We start from the raw sequence: 18,372 nt of genomic DNA on the forward strand, positions 1-18,372 counted from the left end.
AATACTCGCGCCAGTTTGTCAAAACGTAGGTACGCCGTTAACAGTCGTGTATTTGAAGCTCAATTTCTGGTCGGGGTGAACGTAGCGGAAAGCACTTTGACACATGAGCGCAGCTTCGTGGAAACCGCACAAGATCAACTTCAACTTGCCGGGATACGTATTGATATCACCAATAGCATAAATGCGCTCGACGTTGGTGGAATAATCGGTTGTGTCAACATGAATGGCTGACTTGTCGATGGTAAGTCCCCAATCGGCGATGGGGCCGAGTTTGGGGGTCAGGCCAAAGAGGGGAATTAGATGATCAGCAGCAAGCGTCATTACGGTTTTGTCTTTCGCGGTTATGCTAACCTCCTGTAAATGACCGTTACCATTGATGCTCGTAATAGTCGATTGGAGTACCAGATTTATTCGACCCTGACGAGCCAGATTGAATACTTTTTCGGCGGAATCAGGTGCCCCCCGGAAGGTATCGCTCCGATGAACCAACGTTACTTCGTTAGCCACATCGGCTAAGAAAACGGTCCAATCGAGGGCAGAATCGCCCCCACCCGCCAATACCACCCGGCGGTCGCGCAGTTGTTCGGGATTCTTTACCATGTACGCAACGCCCTTACCTTCAAAGCGTTCCAGATTGACAATTTCCGGCTTACGGGGCTCAAAACAACCTAGTCCACCCGCAATAACAACTACCTGACAATGGACAGTTGTACCCTCGTTGGTGGTAACAATGTATGATCCATCCGTTTGTCGATCTAATCCTTCCACCCGTTCGCCCAGGGTGAAGCCGGGATTGAACGAGGCAATCTGTTCCATTAGGTTATCGACCAAATCCTGCGCGTTGATGGACGGATAACCGGGAATGTCGTAAATCGGCTTCTGCGGATAAATCTCCGAAAGCTGACCGCCTACTTGGGGCAGGGCGTCAATCAGGTGACACCGCATTTTCAGTAAACCCGCTTCAAAAACGGCAAACAGACCCACCGGACCTGCGCCTATAATGCAAATATCTGTCGTTATCATATCACTGGAAGCCAATCCCTTACGCGATCAATGTCGACCAGACTGGCTCGTCAAAGTACGCCGTAAAGGTAGACCCCTACGATCCCTCGGAGGCTATCATAAATCGGAATGACGGATAAGCAAATGGAATAGACAGAAAAATTGACGAGCTTACCTAACAAACAACCTGAAACGATAAACTATGCTATCTCTCACAAACTTCATCGACAAAATTCTACGTCGATCATCAGCCCTCCATTGGCTAATTCTGCCAATTTCATTCATCAATACCTGCGTAACCTTTGGGCAAAATCCGCCCGACACCGATATTTTTCTGGTTGAGTTGACGGGTACAAAAGAGGCTAGACAGGTCAGTAAACCGATCAATATTACCCAGCGCAAGGGGTACGATAATCAGCCATCGTTCACACCGAATGGACAACAAATTCTGTTCACAGCGATGCATGAAGATGGCCAAACCGACATCTATCGTTACGATCTTCCAGCAAAGACAACTACACAGCTCACCAAAACGCCCGAAGGTGAATACTCTCCCACCGTCATGCCCGATCAGGCTTACTTCTCTGTCATTCAGATGGAGATGGATAAAACGCAACGCCTGTGGAAATTCCCGATATCAGGGAACGGCGAACCAACGCTGATTTTGACAAACGTTAAACCTGTTGGCTACCATTGCTGGCTTACTCCCGATTTGCTGGCGCTGTTCATTCTGGGCAAACCCAATTCGCTGCAACTGGCTCGTGTTAGTACCGGCGATACAACTCGAATTGAAGGCAGCATTGGGCGATCGCTCCATAAGATTCCGGGTAAAAACGCGTTGAGTTTTGTTCATAAACGCATCGAAACCGAGTGGGAGATCAAGCAGCTCGACCTGAAAACAAACCAGATGACAACTATTGCCCCAACCCTACCCGGTAGTGAAGATTTTGTCTGGACGCCCGACGGGGCGTTGTTGATGGGCAAAGGACCAATCTTATATCAACTCAATCCGAAAAACGGCCAAACCTGGACACCACTCGCCGACTTGAGTTCGATTGGTGTTAAGCAATTAACCCGGCTGGCTATTGATCCGAAAGGCAAGAAGCTAGCGTTAGTGGGGCAGTGAGTTTGCGAGATTTAAGACACCATGTTGTATGACCCCGATGGGGTCAAATGTTTATAGAAACTAACTCGACTATAAATATTTGACCCCATCGGGGTCACACAACAGCCACCTATTTTAGCACTGCCTTACTAGTTTTATCCCGTGAAAACGCGGGGAAACGAATTGACACCTTCTTTTTTCAATAAAATGGACCAGCTAACAAATAAGGCAGTCAAAGGCGTTGTTGGATTGACAGTCAGCCTTGGGCTTCTCATTTTTCTACCAGCCTGGACAATTCACTATTGGCAAGGCTGGGCTTATCTAATCGCTTTTTGCCTTCCAACCTTGCTAATTACACTCTATCTGGCCAAGTACGATCAAGAGCTATTGGCTCGCCGTGTAGATGCAGGGCCATCGGCCGAAACAGAGAAAAGTCAGCAGTATATTCAGGCCATTACAGGTCTGTTAGCCTTGGCGCTGGTCATTGTTTCCGTGATTGATTGGTATCAGGAATGGAGTCGGGTTTCAAGCTTGTTTTCTATTATTGCTGACGGGTTAATACTAGTTGGTTTTTACATTGTGTTCCGCGTTTTTCAGGAGAATAGTTACACTATTGCAACGATCAAGGTAGACACCAATCAATCGGTCACAACGACAGGTCCCTACGCCATAGTCAGGCACCCGATGTATAGTGGAGCTTTCTTGATCTTTATCGCCACTCCTCCTGCTTTAGGCTCTTACTGGGCGTTATTGATTAGTATTCTACTGACTATTGGCCTGGGTTTCAGAGCCGTCGATGAAGAGCGTTTTCTGGTTCGAAACTTACAAGGGTACAGCAACTATTGCCAGACAACTAAATACAGATTGATCCCTTTTGTCTGGTAATTTCGCTACTTTGCCATGATTTGAATTGCATAACTTTGCTTCATGAAGCAAACGGAAAGCGCCATCGATTTTCACCACCGTCTTGTTCAGGACAATTCGGAGCCGGGGCAGTTTACGATATACAGAACGGAAGATCGTCGGGGAGCGACTTCATTGCCCCATACCCGGCGGGATTTCTATAAAATATCGCTCGTCACCAGGGCCGAAGGTATTCTTTCCTATGCTGATAAGTCATTCCATATTCGGGATAATGTGATTGCTTTTTTCAACCCAATGATCCCGTATGCCTGGGAACCTATCTCGCAGGATGATTCGGGTTATTCATGCCTGTTTACGGAAGACTTTATCGGAAATCACCTGCGTTCGGACAGTCTGGTGAAGTCTCCCCTATTCAAAGTCAGCGGTAACCATGTGCTGGTTCTCGAGCAGAAATCGATATTATTTCTGAGAGGCATTTTCGAACAGATGATCGCTGAAATGCAGTCTACTTACACGCACAAGTATGATTTACTGCGTAGCTACGTACAAATCATACTTCATGAAGCGCTTAAACTAGAGCCTCTCGAAAAGGAACAACAGCCGGGTAGTTCGTCGGCACGAATCAGCGCCTTGTTTTTAGATTTACTGGAAAGGCAATTCCCAATTACGTCGCCACAGCATACCATCCGGCTGAAAAATGCCAACGAATTTGCCAGCCAGCTACCCGTCCATACGAACCACTTGAACCGGGCCCTCAAGGAAACAACCGGAAAAACAACAACGGAACATATCAGTGCCCGAATCCTGAAAGAAGCCAAGGCTCTGCTCCTGCACAGCAATTGGGATATTGCCGAAATTGGCTATTGTCTGGGTTTTGAACACGCATCTAATTTCAACATCTTTTTCAAGAAACAGACTGGCCAAACACCCAATCATTTCCGAAAAGAGGTCGTTTCGATTTCATAAGTATGCGTTTGATTCGCATAATTTCTCTTCGTTAGTCCGCTCTAATTTTGTCCTAGAAATAATAGCACTGCTTGTGGTGTCGGGTTCTTCAACCCGACATTGTAAGGTTTCTCAAAACCTATCGGTGTAAACAGTAGGTTTTGAGAAACCCACCAGAGTCAGATGTAAGCATCTGACTCCACAGGAGCGCTAGCAGTGTCATCTCACTCCAAACAAGAACAACGTGGACAACATCAAAGACAAAGTTATCGTCATTACCGGAGCTAGTAGTGGTATGGGTGCAGCTACGGCCCGGAAACTAGTTCAACTCGGTGCCAAGGTCGTATTGGCCGCACGCAGGGAAGACCAATTGAAAGCCTTAGTCATTGAACTGGGTAAAAATGCAATGTATGTACTAACCGACGTGAGCAAACGGGCCGATCTGGATAATCTCGTTCAACAGGCAATTGACCGGTTTGGGCAGGTTGACGTTTTCTGGAATAACGCCGGTATTATGCCGATTTCATTTTTTGACGAAGGTCTTGTGGATGAGTGGGACAGGATGATCGATATTAATATCAAGGGCGTGTTGTATGGTATTAATGCCGTCTTGCCACACATGCTGGAACGCGGTCAGGGGCATATTCTGGCAACATCGTCGGTAGGTGGGTTGAAAACATCGCCTGGGATTGGCGTTTATTCTGGGACCAAATTTGCGGTCCGGGCTATTATGGATACCCTTCGCGAAGAAGTCGCTCAGACGATAAAAGTAACAACTATTTTTCCCGGTGCTACCCAATCCGAATTGGGTCATGATATTACCAGCCCGAAGATTAAAGCCATTTACGGAAACCTAACAAACATGCCCAAGATGGATGAAGATGCAGTAGCCAACGCTGTAATTTACGCCATAAGTCAACCCGGTAACGTTGTTATAAACGATCTGGTGCTCAGACCACTTGGGCAAACCCGGTAACAATGCAAAGTCATTAAACATTTTCATGAGTCACTAAAGAATTTTTCTGTCATTCCGACGTCAGGAGGAATCTCAAACTTGACTATTGCAAAACTTGAGATTCCTCCTATCGTCGGAATGACAGAAAAATTATCCAAGATAAATCAGGAAGCTATTTACCCCCTTCCAGAAAAGGCCGTGGATCAAAAAGAACTTTAAGCGAATGGACTTTACCATCCTGAACCTGATACCAGCCACAACCAACTATTGTTTTTCCAGACATGGTAAGGTCGTAAAACAGACAAACGTCGTCGCCCTCAACGAATGCCTTCTGAATGGCATATTTTAATTTCATTTTCTCCATATCCTGAATGTAGGCATCCCCACCATCCCGCGCTCCAAGTACCCCCTGGAACGTCATGTCATCGCTCGCCAAACTTCGGGCAGTCTTAAAATCTTCGTCATTGATTGCCTGCACAAAAGCAAGTACAACTTCTTTCGCGTCGGTTTCTGTAGTTACCGTTTCTGTGTTCGTTGTCATCTTCCGTCGAATTTGTTGTTAGATAAAGTACTGATAGTAAAACTTCGTGCCGTATTGAAAGTTTTGAGGTTGGTAAAACCAGAGTCCTACTTTGGCGATTAACCCATAGCATGTCATATTTGCGCTATCTGGTTTACAAAAAACGATAGGGCAATGACAGGTAAAGGAATTAAATGGAACAGATGGGCTATTCGGTTTACCTGCTTTGTCAGCATTCTAGCTGGTTTTACAGCTTGTCGAGCCATAAAGCAAAGCCAGCAGGAAACAACGGCCCAAAGCAACTATTGCCACCCAACCATCGACTACAGCTACGATTCAACCTATTCGCCCCAAGCCAATATCGATGCAGTTCTGAAAATCGATACCGCACTAACCAGACGCTATTCCCGTCATGATTTGCTGATGGCCAACGCGATAGGCGTTATCCCTTTACTCCAAGAGTTAATTGCGTTAGAAAAAAATACCAAAGCTGAGGCTCGTCTGGAAAGCGTTATAAAACACCAGCAGATTCTCAACCGGCTTCTGGTGGCTTCTACGCAGATTTCCAGTGTGGCCGCCGAACTTGATTGCGAAGGCGAACGAGCGGAGCGACTCGCCACTTACCTCGATCAATACGATACCCAGCGCATCCGACGATTAACGCTCCTATCTATTGTTATTGGGGCAGCCACCACTGTAGCAACAACACTGATACAGTCCAGCGATGCCAGTAAAGCGGTGGGCATTGGCGGTGGAGTTATTGGTGCGGGGTTCGGTGGATTAGCGGCTTTTTCCACCAATCGAACAATTCACCTGACTCACCAGCGCAATTTATTAACAGACGTCTGGCAGCAAAATCAGCAATCTAAAGTTTACCCTCCATTTGTGTGGTATGTACTCAATGAGAAGGTATTCAGCAACAGCAATCAATATTCGGTTATCCATAATATTCGTCAACGTTGGGAGAATTTCGTTCTGAACGACAGTTCACCCGAGGAACAGGCATTATATTTTGGGCAGGGTGGCAATTACAAAGCGGATGATTTTCACGCCCGAGCCAATATGCTCAATCAACTTCAATCATCCGTCCGTTCGATCAACCAGGACCTGCACAGTCTGGCACTGGCGTTGGCCGCCCGTTGAATATCCACAGGATAAGATAGTCTGAGAGAAATGTACCCACGGGCTTCAGCCTGTGTTATATATCCATTCATACACGGGCTGAAACCCGTGGGTACATTATAAACACTATGGACGAGTTTGTTGTACGAAAAACAATCAGCCTCAAAGCGGAGCCTTCGGAGGTCTGGAATGCATTAACCAATCCCGAAAAAACGAAGCAATATTTCTTTAACTGTGAAGTCTTTTCGGATTGGGAAGTTGGGAGCACGATACTTTTTACCGGCAGACTATTTCTGATCAAAAAGATCGAACTGAAAGGGCAGATCGTTCAATTCGAGCCAAATAAGTTGCTCAAATACACGCTGCAAAATGAAGATGACCCGGATAATTTCTCTACCGTGACGGACGAATTGACTTACGAAAACGGTGAAACCATTCTGTCGATCACCGATGATGTGGGTCAAGGGAAAGGTGCTGAAGACCGCTATAAACGGTCGGAGAAGGGTTGGGACAGTATTCTAAAAGGGCTGAAGGAGGTAGTAGAAGGAAAACTGTAACTGGCGCGGGTATTCACCCGTGCCAGTTACAGTTTTCTACCTATTTCCCAATTGTGATTTCCTTCTCTTTATAGCCACCGCGTGTGGAAAGCAGTTTGAGTTTCGCTTTCACAGAGCCCGGCTGATTGAGTTTTACATGGAAAATGGCTTCTTTTTTCTCGCCAACACTTGTGTAACCCGCGTAGATTGTCTTGTCAAACAGTGTCGGTTGTGTGATCACGACTTTGGCATCTGTATCGCCTTTCAACAGCGCCTTGTCGAAGTCCAGCGTCACCCGATCTTCCTGAACCATCTTCACGCGTTTCGCCTGCTCTAACGCAACGGGCAACTGCCCCGAATTTGTCCAGGTTGCTTTTACCTCGTACTCGTTGTTAGCCAGCGCTTTCACCGTTACATCGGTTAGCTCAATCTGCGGCAGCTCTTTAGCCATCGCCAGGTTAAACTTCGATTGTTTCGAAATCCAGTTATCCAACTGCCAGGCCGGACCATTTTGTGAGAAAAACTTAGGGTTGAAACCACCTATTTCCACTTCGCCCAACTGTGGGTGCGTCATCTTGGTCCAGACTTTGAAGCCCCGTTTACCATTGGCCTCATCGTCCCACATCAGCGCATCGTAGTCGTCGTAATCGCCATCTTTGTCATAATCTTTCATGGCCCCGTTGTTCCAGAGTTCATCGCCATACCACACCGCACCATACTGGAAATAACCAAAATCAGGACCGTGGCCGAACAACGGCGTTGGCTTGGTTGGGTCGCCGGTTAATCGATTGGTTTTATTGCGCGTGTTGTAGGTTTCATACACATCGCCCGCCCAAGGGTAGCCCGTAAACGAAAGCCCAAGGCTATCCATGTGTTTGTAGATAGCTAAGTCAGATGGGAACATGCTTTCAATGCTACTCGATGTGGACGGTGGACGCAGGTGCATCGGCACGCTCGTATCCATCGAGTTCACAACCGTAATATTCGGATGGCCCATGAGCCAGACATAGGTAGCGCGGGTTTCGGGCTCGCTCAACGGATATTGGCTAGCCCCACCTTGTGTATAACCCCGGCCTGTGAAGTCTCCATCCTGATCAGGACGCCAGTTTTCGGGATAATTCCGGTGGTTATCCAACCCGCCAATGCCATCTTCATTATATTTTCCATCACCGTCATTATCAATACCTTCCGTGTAAACCAGGTGCGTTCCCTTTCCGGCATGAACCCGCTTCATCAACCGACCAGCTTTGTCTTTGGGGTCGATGACGTAGTCGGCTTTTTCCAGTTCTTCTTTCGTAACGGCCTTTTTCCGAAGCTGATAAATTACGCCATCGCCATCGAGATCATCTTCGGCATCTTCATCGAACAAACCATCGCGATCGTTATCGTAAGGGCGCATCGAACTCCGGTTGCGTTGAGCCGTGTACAGATACATGGTTGCACCATCGGGGTTGTTTTCGGGGCGCAGGTAAATCGCCTTGGTATCCAGCAGTTTCGTAATGGACGGATCTTTTCCATAATTATCCAGCAAGTGCTTCGTCAGCCAGAGAACGGCTTCGCTACTGGTTACTTCGCCACTGTGACGACCACCTTCGAAATAGGCAGCGGGTTTGTCGGTATGCTTGCCCGTTTTCTTGTTGGTCAGCGTCATTTGTAGAATCGGGCGACCTTCGTAGCTCTTCGCCACTTCGTACAACTCCACCAGATTCGGATATTGCTCGGCCCATTTCCGGCACCAGCTATACATCACATCGGGTGTATGATAGGTATCGAACGTAAGCGTTGGTCCTGGCTGGTATTGGACGTCTTTAAACTTGTGTTTCTTGAAAAAGCTGACGCCGTGCCGTTCCCCTTTCACGGTGTAGAACTTACGGGCAGTGTCCTGTTCCGGCCATTTTTCTTCGACGCCGTAGTAGGATTTCTGGGCATAGCTGGCTGATGAAATGGCAAGACAAAGTAGTAATGTACTGAAGTGTTTCATAGATAATTGGTTGCAAGGAAGACTAGAGGTCGTTGAGTTTTACCCAGCGACTGATTTTAGGCAAGCAATTTATCAATGATTTCGCGGATAGAGAAGAGTAACAAAGAATCTATTTCAAAATGACCTAATAGCCAATTTTGATTAGGATATTCTAGGACTTTACTAGTATTTATTATAAACGCATTCCCTAGCCGTGTGATGTCAGGTTTAAGAAACTGACAAGTAAGGTTTTAAGAAACCTTGTCTTAGTACTATAAATTAGGTTTTGAGAAACCTAATTGTGTCGGGTTAAAGAACCCGACACCACGAAAGTATCGATTCATGTACGCCCTCGTTCTGCGAGGCAATAGAAAGAGACTATAGAATGCTTAGAATTCCGTAGTTGCCTCTGCCTTAACCACCCAATTAACCTTCGTATCCATGAAATTTCGTTTGCTATTTATCGTCCTTCCTTTCCTTTTTTGGTGTTGCGCTCGAAAATCTGAGAAATCGACAATTGGCAAGCCTGATTCAACCCAACAGATTACCTACGCTGATTCAGGTACCTCATCATTCCGCTTTACAGAAAAGGATGCAATCGTTGGTCAGCATTTTAGAACGACTGAGACTACCTATAAGGTTGTAGATATCAAGACCTGGAAGAATTGTCTCGTTAAATTCCATACAGTAACCGATGATGCGCCAGGTATGGAAGGTCAACATCGAAGCATTCAATTCGAGCTAGGTACGCTAGATAATCCAGCGAAAATAATTCTGAAGACGAAACACGATTGCGATGAAATACTATTTGACTGGGAGTATTACAAAACTGTAAAATATGGCTGTTGCGGAAGCCTCGATCAATTTAACTATTATGATTATCAGGGTAAGCTACTTGTTGAAGGCGCTGAAATACAAACTGCATACATCCCCAATAGAGACTCAAGATTCTATCTGGCGTTTCTGCCAGATCAAAGTAAGGATACAACAACCTTAGGTACTGTACAATTGAGTTATAGTAGCAGCGAAATCTATCGTATAAAGATAAAGTCGCGGCAACCAGCGTCCGACGAGTATTACCCAATGGGCGTATATCCCAGGTTGGCTCTTCGGTCACCCAACTCCATAGATACGTATGATAAACATCAAAAAGACTATAGCTTATGGTCGTTGGAGCACAGTAAGATACCCTGGCCTCAACAAATTAATGGTTTTACGATACATGTTGATTTTGATCTAGACCCAAAGCTTGGCAGCCTTGACATTCTGCTTATTAACGGAAAGCCCTTTGGCAAAGACGATAAGAATCAGGAATACTGGATAAAGAATAGGAGAAAACGATAAGCGACGGTTCTATTAGTTTGGCAGTGAACGAGAATGCTCACCAATCCACACGAATGATGCAGAAAGCAATCCGACAAGGTTTTATTGAGATTTCATGGCTGATTCTTTCCCTGGGCTTGACAATGCTGGTGGCACGATTTCTTTTTGGGCCGACCTTTCTAACCAGCTTAGATATCCAGTTGTACGACACTTATCTGGTCGTTGAATCCTGGTACATTTTGGTACCTATGTTCCTTCTAGTGACGTTTATGCTTTACTTCGTCAAAGAGTTTCGGAACTCATTCAGGCGCACCTATTTAAATTGGATACTCATCATAACGGGTTTGGCGCTCGTTATTTCATTAATAGTATTAGTGAGCGCATTCTCCCAATTTAGTGGTGGTTCGCTTTTATCGGAATCGGGATCAGACAAAACACCTGCACTAACCCAAAACCCGATGGCTAAAATGATAACAAACTTTTTCACAGCGATACAACTACTGATTATCAGCATATTGCTATTTATATCGTATCGTTGGGGGGTACAAAAACGAAATAGTTCGTATTAAAGGCATAATTCCTTTGTAGACAGTAGCGTCGCATTAGCTAATTAGTAGATGTGGTATGATTTTTTATTGTCATTATTGACTTGTAAAATACCAGTTCAGTGTGCTTATTTAATTGCTATTTCCTACCCTAACACCCCCTAAACTCTATGAAACCTTACCTTCTAGCCCTCACCGCTTGTCTGTTTACTCACTTGGCCTTGGCGCAGGCTGATGTCCAGAAACGGTATCAGACCAAACTCATCATGGCCGACAACGGCAGTACCGTCGATCTCGATGCCGGAACCTTCACCTTCACAGGAACGCTCTCACTGGAAGACAAAAAACGCATCGTTATTCGGGGCAAAGGCATCGATAAAACGATCCTGAGTTTCAAAGGGCAAACCGATGGGGCCGAAGGGTTACGGGTGTCCAATGCCGAAGATATTGTTATCGAAAACCTGACCGTTCAGGATTCGAAAGGCGACGGCATTAAAACCATGAACGTGAAAGGCATCACCTTCCGAAACGTGAAAGTTGAATGGACGGGTCCACCAAAGGCAGAAAATGGAGGCTATGGTCTCTACCCGGTTCAATGCGATAATGTCGTGATTGATGGTTGCACGGCAATCGGTGCTTCCGATGCGGGAATTTACGTCGGGCAGTCGCGTGGTATTATCGTTAAAAACAGCAAGGCCTACCATAATGTGGCTGGTATTGAGATTGAGAATTCGCGCAATGCTGATGTGTTTGATAACGAAGCCTACGACAATACGGGCGGCATCCTGATTTTCGATCTGCCCGATCTGGTGCAGAAACAGGGTGGCAATGTGCGGGTATTTAACAACTATGTTCACGACAATAACCTACCCAATTTTGCTCCGGCGGGCAATATCGTGGCTAGTGTATCCGACGGTACAGGCTTAATGATTCTGGCGGCCAACGGCGTGGAAGTTTTCAAAAATCGATTCATCCGAAACCAAACACTCGGAACAGGCATCATCAGCTACCTGCTCACCGAGCGCCCGATTACTGATAAAACCTACTACCCATTTTCGACGGCGGTTTCTATTCACGATAACATCTACGAGCGCAATCCCGGCCCGGCCAGCTCGCGCGGTCGCTACAACCAGATTTTCGACAAAATTCTAAAGTCCGGCCAGTCAATTCCGCACATTATCTACGACGGCATCGCTGATCCGGCGACCTTCGATAAAGATGGAAAACCGCTTGCCAACAAGCGCATCTGCATTCGGAACAACAAAAACCAGAGTCTCGTCAACCTCGATGCCGGACGACAATTTCAAAACGTTTCGTTTAGCCCAACTCCGTTCGATTGCCAGTTGGAGCCGCTGAAAATCACGACGAGTGTCCGTTAACCATGATGCGTTCTTATCTGTTTTGGTCTTTGCTTTTAATCACTTTCTGGCTTACCCTCGGTAGCTGGCGAACGGCGGCTGTACCTGAAAAATTATCCGATTATGGCTTCTTCAAAGGAAATCCAGCCAATCAGGAGCCAGCAGCTGGCGTGGTTCCCTATGCGCTCAACACGCCTTTGTTTTCGGATTATGCGGAGAAGCTTCGATTCGTAAAATTGCCTACTGGTCAGTCAGTTGCGTACAACGATTCAGCTGTACTTAACTTCCCGATCGGCACTACGTTGATCAAAACGTTCTATTACCCAAATGATTTTCGTGATCCAGCCAAAGGCCGTCGATTGATGGAAACCCGTTTGCTGGTTCATCAGCCTGAAGGTTGGAAAGCCTTCGATTATGTTTGGAATGACGAGCAAACCGATGCTTTACTGGAGGTAGCAGGCGATACGAAAGCGGTTAGCTACATTGATAATAAGGGGGTTACCCGCCAACAGAATTATACCATTCCAAACCTGAACCAATGCAAAGGATGCCACAACCGAAGCGAAACCATGACGCCGATCGGTCCATCGATACGGCAACTCAATGGTGATTTAGTCTATGGTGCAACGAACGAAAATCAATTGCTGTACTGGAAAAAGGCAGGCATGCTCACGGGCTTACCGGCCTTGGCAAACTGCCCCAAAACTCCCATTTGGAATAAACCAGAAACAGGCTCGCTTAACGATCGGGCCCGCGCCTGGCTCGACATCAATTGTGCACATTGCCATAACCCTAAAGGCCCCGCCATGACATCAGGCTTAAATCTGAGCATTTCCGAAACAGACCCAACAGCGTTAGGAATATTAAAAACGCCCGTTGCAGCCGGACGTGGATCGGGTGGTCATCCGTTCGATATTGTACCAGGCAAACCCGATGAATCCATTCTGATGTATCGCCTGAACTCAACCGATCCCGGTGAAATGATGCCCGAACTAGGTCGAAAGGTCGTTCATGTCGAAAGTGTAGAATTGCTTCGGGAATGGATAAAAACAATGAAGTAGCTTAGCTTTGGCAAGATTTGCTGTAGCCTTGGTTATTTGTTTGTAGTATTTGTGGTGTCAGATGCTTACAGCTGACATTTTAGGTTTCTCAAAACCTACTGTTTATACCGATAGGTTTTGAGAAACCTAAAAATGTCGGTTATTAGTAACCGACACACGCTAACCCCGTCAAGAGCTTTATTCAACATTTATGACAAAAAACGCGTCCACACCCCTATCCCTCTCTCGTCGGCAATTCACAGCTGGAGTAATTTCAGCTGGATTACTACAAACGACCCTGGCAGACGCTGCCGATAAACTCCTGAATCCTGCTGTTTCAAAATCCGACAAACTCGTTATTTACCAGATTTTCACCCGATTATTCGGCAACCAGAAAGCGACTAACAAACCCTGGGGAACCCGCAACGAAAACGGCGTAGGTAAATTCAACGATATTACCGACAAGGCGTTGCAGGAGCTGAAAAAGTTCGGCATCTCGCATGTTTGGTACACCGGCGTCATTGAACATGCGCTCATGACCGATTATTCGTCGAAAGGCATTCCGAAAGATAATCCACAAGTTGTGAAAGGGCGCGCAGGGTCGCCTTATGCCATCAAGGATTATTACGATGTCAACCCAGATCTGGCCGTTGATGTACGGAATCGGATGCAGGAATTTGAGAGTCTGATCAAGCGGTCGCACACCAATGGATTGAAAGTCATTATTGATTTTGTACCGAATCACCTCGCTCGTCAATACCATTCCAATGCGAAACCGGCGGGCGTTGAAGACATGGGCCAAGCCGACGACAAAACGAAAGCCTTTGATCCCCAAAACAACTTTTACTACCTGCCTAAAGAACTGTTTCATGTGCCCGATGGCGTTCATACGCCAGAAGACATATCGGCAGGACCATACATCGAACTCCCGGCGAAAGCCACAGGAAACGATGTTTTCAATTCCAAACCCAGCCTCGATGATTGGTACGAAACCGTCAAACTAAACTACGGCGTCGATTATCAAAATAACCGGCAGACCCATTTCAACCCAGTCCCCTCAACCTGGTTTAAGATGCGGGATATTCTGCTGTTCTGGGCACAAAAAGGTGTCGATGGATTTCGTTGCGACATGGCCGAAATGGTGCCCGTCGAATTCTGGGGCTGGGCCATTCCACAGGTAAAAGCATTCCGGTCTAGCCTGGTGTTTATTGCCGAGATTTATAATCCTCAGCAATACAAAAACTACATCCAGGCGGGCAAATTCGATTATCTCTACGACAAAGTTGGGCTTTACGATTCGCTCCGACGATTGATCGAGGATAAAGACAAAGCCACCGTAGAAGACATCACCAAAGTTTGGCAAACCGAATCGGGAGATATTTCGGAACACATGGTTCGGTTTCTGGAAAACCACGACGAACAGCGAATTGCATCTAAATTCTTCGCGAGTGATCCCTGGGCTGCGGTTCCGGCTATGACGTTATCGGCGACGCTTCACACAGGTCCGGTCATGCTTTATTTTGGTCAGGAAGTAGGCGTCAATCCGACTCAGGCCGAAGGATTCCAAGGCGACGATGGGCGCACCACCATTTTCGATTATTGGGGCATTCCTGAGTATCAGGCCTGGACCAACGGCAAAAAATTCGATGGGGGAAAACTAACCGCAAATCAGAAAAAGTTACGGCAATTTTACCAGCAACTCAACCAGTTGGTCAACACGAGCGACGCTATCAGAACGGGTAGTTTCTACGATTTACAGGCCAGCAATAGTCAAAATGCCGACTATGACCAGAAGCGACTCTACAGTTACCTACGCTATTCCGGCAAACAAAAGCTACTGATTATCTGCAACTTCGACAAAACGAAATCAGCCTCTACCCTCGTCAACATTCCAGACGATGCCTGGCAGAAGATGAATCTAAAAGGGGCTGACATTCATTCATTCCGGGATATTTTCCGAACAAAAACGAACCTCCACGCGCCAAACAGTGTCCCCATTGATTTGCCACCTTTGGGGGTATTGGTGCTGGAAATCATGTAACGCGGGTGGAAAGCCGCGCACTAGATAGCTAAAAATGAATTGAACAGGAAGGAGCTTTTCTAGCCCTTCAGGTTGTTTTTCTCACTTTGCAGACATTGATGGCCTAATCGTAACAGGCCCTAGCAGACCAGCCGACATAAGCTGGTCTGCCTTGTCTTTGAAAGGTTTATACCGATTATCGCCATTCATGGCTTTGCCAATAAACCCATTCAACTGACCCGGCGTCACATGTACTTCCAGTGTATTGGTGCCGGGTTTAAGGAATTTTGTCAGGTCAAATAAGTAGGGAGCAAAAATCTGTTTACCCGCCGATTGTCCATTCAGGTACACCTCAGCCGTATAACTAACCTTGCCCAGATCCAGAAAATAAGCAGTGGACGAAGTCGGCTGCTCCCACTGGAAGGTAGTCGTGTAAATGCCTTCCGAGGATGAGAATTTCAGATTAGCATTCGTTCGCCAGTCAAAAAGCGGAGTGGACGCTATTGTCAGGCTATCGGTCTTCAGAGTCCATCCGGTCAGTTCCAACACTTGTTTGGTCTGGTCAGCTTGCAGAGATGGCTTTGAAACTACGTTAGCAGGCATTTCCCCTTTCGTTGACGCGTATAACAGCACTGACCCATAGGGTGGAAGTTGATACGAGATGACGGTCCCCTTGTTTTTGATGATCGCACCAGACGTGGGTTCCAGCCAGTAACTACCATTGAATTTTTTATCCAGCGATAAAGTCAGGGTTTGCCACGCATCGCTTTTGTTCCAGATGAATTGAATTCGGCTACCGTCAGAAAGCTCCCGTTCGGCTTTTCGGGTAAACGAGTACGGATGTTGAAATTTGATGGGTTGAGAAAATCCCTCGATCCAGTCGTTCAACTCGCTCTCGTGCTGGATATACCGAGCGCTTTTTCCCTTTAAGGCTTCGGCAATGTATTGTGCGGTTTTGGTATCGTTCTCCCGCCAGTTCAGGTACGAAGGCTGCTTGACGGGTAAAGTCCCCGTTGCCAGTAAGCGCATGCCTTTTCGGCTAAGCTCCTTTATCTTCTCCGCCGTTTTCAGTTGAATAATGGAGTCGTTAGCCAGGATTAATGCCTGAAAGAGATTACCCCGGATATTGATTTTTCCATTCTTTTCCAACTGGGCTTCCTGAATAGAGGCATCATTGACCCATGCCCAGCTAATACCACTGGCTTCCAGTTGATTGATAAGTGGATACACTTCTTTTGCCCATGTGGCTTTTACCGGATTAGTGTCGTCTTTGGACTTGGGCAAGGGACCTTCCACGTCCTGAATATAGCCTTTGGTCAGAATCTCCTCTGGGTTATCCGGCATACCTTCCACATCCATAAACGGAAAATACAACAGTACATCGGCCCGTGGTTTTCCTGAACGTAATGCATACTGAATCCGGCTGACGTATTGATTGATATCTTTTTGGTCTTTCCAGAAAATATTCCACTCGCCCAGATTCGAGGAGAAATTAATTGTACCCAGTAATGGGGAGGAAAACGGATACCAACCTTCGGGACCGAGAGCTTCGGGCGTGTACCGATACGGCACGCCATGATAGATGACCTGATTGACCCCAGCAGCAAACAGTTTATCAACCGCCATCTTAATCTTTTGGGGAGTAATTGTATACGCCCGACCACTAAAGACAACCGATTCCGCCGATACAATAGGCCGATTGTACAGTAGGGCACCCGATGTCATAATCTTCAGGTTGGCTTCTGGTCCCAGCATACTTTCCGTTTCCGGGATGGAGGCTAAACCAGCCATAGCCATCATGTCCATGTTGAGTCCATATCCCTGCGTTCGAAATAACAGGTTCCGACTTTCTGCCCAGTCTCTGCTTGTCTTAAAAAAGTGCTCGCCTACTAACTCACTAACCGTCAAATCGTAATCGTAACGTAGCCGCCAGTCTTGATCTGAAAAGGCGAAGTCCGGCTTGGCATTAGGGCGCATGAACGCGACGTAATTGTAGCCGCGCTGCATGTTGGCGGGCAGGAATGGCGTAATATCATACCCACGCTTTTTCCTGAACCAATCGAGTAAGTCAAGCGAGTAGTGCCGATTGGTTTTGAATTCGTAGCTGTCGCTGAACACCGCCCGCATGGGATTACCGAAATACGGTTGCAGGCCGGTTCGCTCCCCAAACAGATAGTTGTAGAGTTTAAGTACTTTTTGCGTATCCAGGTGATCTACCACTGGCCCCGATTTAGGTGCAGCAACAAGACTGGGTTGCTCACCACTGGGAACGGCCCAGAAGGCAATAACCCGCCAGGAGCCTTCCGGAAATGAATAGGAAAGTGTGCGGTTTTCTACCGACGAAGTGAGTACCTGAGTTGAAGATGGGTCCAACAGAATGGTTCCATCGCCATCAGTCGTTTTGGGAAGTAGTTTGGCAATAACCACGGCCTGAAGTCGCGGTAGTGACTTGGTTCGATTTTTGGCCGGACTAAGCAGTGGAAGTGAAAATGATAACGACTTACCCCCCGTAACCGTCGTGTCACTAAATTCCAGTGATAGAAAACCGTCTTCGGATTGTAAAATTGGCCCACTTGGTGGCCACCCACTGCCATTAGTCACGTCGACAATCAGGTTACGCCTACGGGCCTCATCCATGACCGTTCTGAGGTTTTCGTAATAGTTAGGCGTGTCCCAACTGGTTATTTTCTGCCGTTCTTCAGCACTTTTGGTGGGGATGGCCAAATTCATTGGCTGCACTTCAACGCCCCCAAACCCATGATCGGCAAAGAGGTTGACTTCCCGTTTTAATTCATCTTTGGTAACGAAGTTTCCCGGCCACCACCAACGTGCCATTGGCCCAAAGGAAGCCACCGGTTTCTCGAAACCAGAAAGTTGAAAATCATAGCGTGGAAACCAGAGTGACACCTTTGGCGGAGTGGTATTTTGGGCCGCTACCAGCAGGCTGATGAGCGAGAGACAACTACTAATTAAGGGTACTTTCATGGGAGAGCAGATAAATTAATGGATAATGAATAATGTAAAATGGGCAATCAGTAACCACCCAGCAATCAACTGATAATCAAATACATAACCAT

The 18,372-nt window shown here is 46.8% G+C and carries 15 protein-coding genes; 11 read left to right on the forward strand and 4 right to left on the reverse strand.

What is annotated here, in order from left to right; genetic code table 11:
• Positions 1 to 18 precede the first annotated feature (18 nt).
• Positions 19 to 1,023, reverse strand: a complete 1,005-nt coding sequence (locus H3H32_RS21500; RefSeq protein WP_182457684.1) for an NAD(P)/FAD-dependent oxidoreductase — start codon at positions 1,021 to 1,023, stop codon at positions 19 to 21.
• A 181-nt stretch (positions 1,024 to 1,204) separates the two neighbouring features.
• On the opposite strand from H3H32_RS21500, the gene H3H32_RS21505 reads away from it, so the two are divergent.
• The 4 genes from H3H32_RS21505 (at position 1,205) to H3H32_RS21520 (ending at position 4,892) form a co-directional block, all read left to right on the forward strand.
• Positions 1,205 to 2,128 (forward strand): TolB family protein, encoded by a 924-nt coding sequence (locus H3H32_RS21505; protein ID WP_182457685.1) that lies wholly within the window; start codon positions 1,205 to 1,207, stop codon positions 2,126 to 2,128.
• A 186-nt stretch (positions 2,129 to 2,314) separates the two neighbouring features.
• Entirely contained in the window at positions 2,315 to 2,992 is a 678-nt protein-coding gene (locus H3H32_RS21510; protein WP_182457686.1) for a methyltransferase family protein, read from the forward strand.
• A 42-nt stretch (positions 2,993 to 3,034) separates the two neighbouring features.
• Entirely contained in the window at positions 3,035 to 3,937 is a 903-nt protein-coding gene (locus H3H32_RS21515) for a helix-turn-helix domain-containing protein (RefSeq protein ID WP_182457687.1), read from the forward strand.
• 223 nt (positions 3,938 to 4,160) lie between these two features.
• Positions 4,161 to 4,892 (forward strand): SDR family oxidoreductase, encoded by a 732-nt coding sequence (locus H3H32_RS21520; protein WP_240543444.1) that lies wholly within the window; start codon positions 4,161 to 4,163, stop codon positions 4,890 to 4,892.
• 151 nt (positions 4,893 to 5,043) lie between these two features.
• On the opposite strand, the gene H3H32_RS21525 is transcribed toward H3H32_RS21520, so the two are convergent.
• Positions 5,044 to 5,412 carry a nuclear transport factor 2 family protein gene (locus H3H32_RS21525; protein ID WP_182457688.1) on the reverse strand — a complete coding sequence of 123 codons (369 nt, stop codon included), beginning with the start codon at positions 5,410 to 5,412 and terminating at the stop codon, positions 5,044 to 5,046.
• A 153-nt stretch (positions 5,413 to 5,565) separates the two neighbouring features.
• Between H3H32_RS21525 and H3H32_RS21530 the strand changes: the two genes are divergently transcribed.
• Positions 5,566 to 6,534, forward strand: coding sequence for a hypothetical protein (locus H3H32_RS21530; RefSeq protein ID WP_240543445.1), 969 nt, complete (start codon positions 5,566 to 5,568; stop codon positions 6,532 to 6,534).
• Positions 6,535 to 6,641: 107 nt separating this feature from the next.
• A complete protein-coding gene (locus H3H32_RS21535; protein ID WP_182457689.1) occupies positions 6,642 to 7,070 on the forward strand; it encodes an SRPBCC family protein in 429 nt (142 codons plus the stop codon).
• Between the two features lie 40 nt (positions 7,071 to 7,110).
• Here H3H32_RS21535 and H3H32_RS21540 read toward each other — a convergent pair whose 3' ends face one another.
• On the reverse strand, positions 7,111 to 9,030 hold the full coding sequence (locus H3H32_RS21540; protein ID WP_182457690.1) for a M14 family metallopeptidase: 1,920 nt from the start codon (positions 9,028 to 9,030) through the stop codon (positions 7,111 to 7,113).
• Positions 9,031 to 9,450: 420 nt separating this feature from the next.
• Between H3H32_RS21540 and H3H32_RS21545 the strand changes: the two genes are divergently transcribed.
• The 5 genes from H3H32_RS21545 to H3H32_RS21565 all read left to right on the forward strand — a co-directional run bounded on the left by H3H32_RS21545 (position 9,451) and on the right by H3H32_RS21565 (position 15,316).
• Positions 9,451 to 10,353: a hypothetical protein gene (locus tag H3H32_RS21545; protein ID WP_182457691.1), complete on the forward strand. Its 903-nt coding sequence runs from the start codon at positions 9,451 to 9,453 to the stop codon at positions 10,351 to 10,353.
• A 53-nt stretch (positions 10,354 to 10,406) separates the two neighbouring features.
• Positions 10,407 to 10,901, forward strand: a complete 495-nt coding sequence (locus H3H32_RS21550; protein WP_182457692.1) for a hypothetical protein — start codon at positions 10,407 to 10,409, stop codon at positions 10,899 to 10,901.
• Between the two features lie 146 nt (positions 10,902 to 11,047).
• Positions 11,048 to 12,256: a parallel beta-helix domain-containing protein gene (locus H3H32_RS21555; RefSeq protein ID WP_182457693.1), complete on the forward strand. Its 1,209-nt coding sequence runs from the start codon at positions 11,048 to 11,050 to the stop codon at positions 12,254 to 12,256.
• 2 nt (positions 12,257 to 12,258) lie between these two features.
• Positions 12,259 to 13,296, forward strand: coding sequence for an SO2930 family diheme c-type cytochrome (locus H3H32_RS21560; RefSeq protein ID WP_305791433.1), 1,038 nt, complete (start codon positions 12,259 to 12,261; stop codon positions 13,294 to 13,296).
• 190 nt (positions 13,297 to 13,486) lie between these two features.
• Complete coding sequence (locus H3H32_RS21565) at positions 13,487 to 15,316, forward strand: alpha-amylase family glycosyl hydrolase (protein ID WP_182457694.1); 1,830 nt, start codon at positions 13,487 to 13,489, stop codon at positions 15,314 to 15,316.
• Positions 15,317 to 15,397: 81 nt separating this feature from the next.
• Here the strand turns inward: H3H32_RS21565 and H3H32_RS21570 are convergent, their stop codons facing one another.
• The gene (locus H3H32_RS21570) at positions 15,398 to 18,280 is read right to left on the reverse strand and encodes a glycosyl hydrolase (RefSeq protein WP_182457695.1); all 2,883 of its coding nucleotides are present in this window, start codon (positions 18,278 to 18,280) and stop codon (positions 15,398 to 15,400) included.
• Positions 18,281 to 18,372: the final 92 nt, after the last annotated feature.

Source organism: Spirosoma foliorum (assembly GCF_014117325.1).
GTDB classification, from domain to species: Bacteria; Bacteroidota; Bacteroidia; order Cytophagales; family Spirosomataceae; genus Spirosoma; species Spirosoma foliorum.

What these genes read in the sequence shown, in the direction of transcription:
- H3H32_RS21500 (WP_182457684.1), bottom strand. Translation starts at nt 1,023, where the DNA reads ATGATAACGACAGATATTTGCATTATAGGCGCAGGTCCGGTGGGTCTG.
- H3H32_RS21505 (WP_182457685.1), top strand. Translation starts at nt 1,205, where the DNA reads ATGCTATCTCTCACAAACTTCATCGACAAAATTCTACGTCGATCATCA.
- H3H32_RS21510 (WP_182457686.1), top strand. Translation starts at nt 2,315, where the DNA reads ATGGACCAGCTAACAAATAAGGCAGTCAAAGGCGTTGTTGGATTGACA.
- H3H32_RS21515 (WP_182457687.1), top strand. Translation starts at nt 3,035, where the DNA reads ATGAAGCAAACGGAAAGCGCCATCGATTTTCACCACCGTCTTGTTCAG.
- H3H32_RS21525 (WP_182457688.1), bottom strand. Translation starts at nt 5,412, where the DNA reads ATGACAACGAACACAGAAACGGTAACTACAGAAACCGACGCGAAAGAA.
- H3H32_RS21530 (WP_240543445.1), top strand. Translation starts at nt 5,566, where the DNA reads ATGACAGGTAAAGGAATTAAATGGAACAGATGGGCTATTCGGTTTACC.
- H3H32_RS21535 (WP_182457689.1), top strand. Translation starts at nt 6,642, where the DNA reads ATGGACGAGTTTGTTGTACGAAAAACAATCAGCCTCAAAGCGGAGCCT.
- H3H32_RS21540 (WP_182457690.1), bottom strand. Translation starts at nt 9,030, where the DNA reads ATGAAACACTTCAGTACATTACTACTTTGTCTTGCCATTTCATCAGCC.
- H3H32_RS21545 (WP_182457691.1), top strand. Translation starts at nt 9,451, where the DNA reads ATGAAATTTCGTTTGCTATTTATCGTCCTTCCTTTCCTTTTTTGGTGT.
- H3H32_RS21550 (WP_182457692.1), top strand. Translation starts at nt 10,407, where the DNA reads ATGATGCAGAAAGCAATCCGACAAGGTTTTATTGAGATTTCATGGCTG.
- H3H32_RS21555 (WP_182457693.1), top strand. Translation starts at nt 11,048, where the DNA reads ATGAAACCTTACCTTCTAGCCCTCACCGCTTGTCTGTTTACTCACTTG.
- H3H32_RS21560 (WP_305791433.1), top strand. Translation starts at nt 12,259, where the DNA reads ATGATGCGTTCTTATCTGTTTTGGTCTTTGCTTTTAATCACTTTCTGG.
- H3H32_RS21565 (WP_182457694.1), top strand. Translation starts at nt 13,487, where the DNA reads ATGACAAAAAACGCGTCCACACCCCTATCCCTCTCTCGTCGGCAATTC.
- H3H32_RS21570 (WP_182457695.1), bottom strand. Translation starts at nt 18,280, where the DNA reads ATGAAAGTACCCTTAATTAGTAGTTGTCTCTCGCTCATCAGCCTGCTG.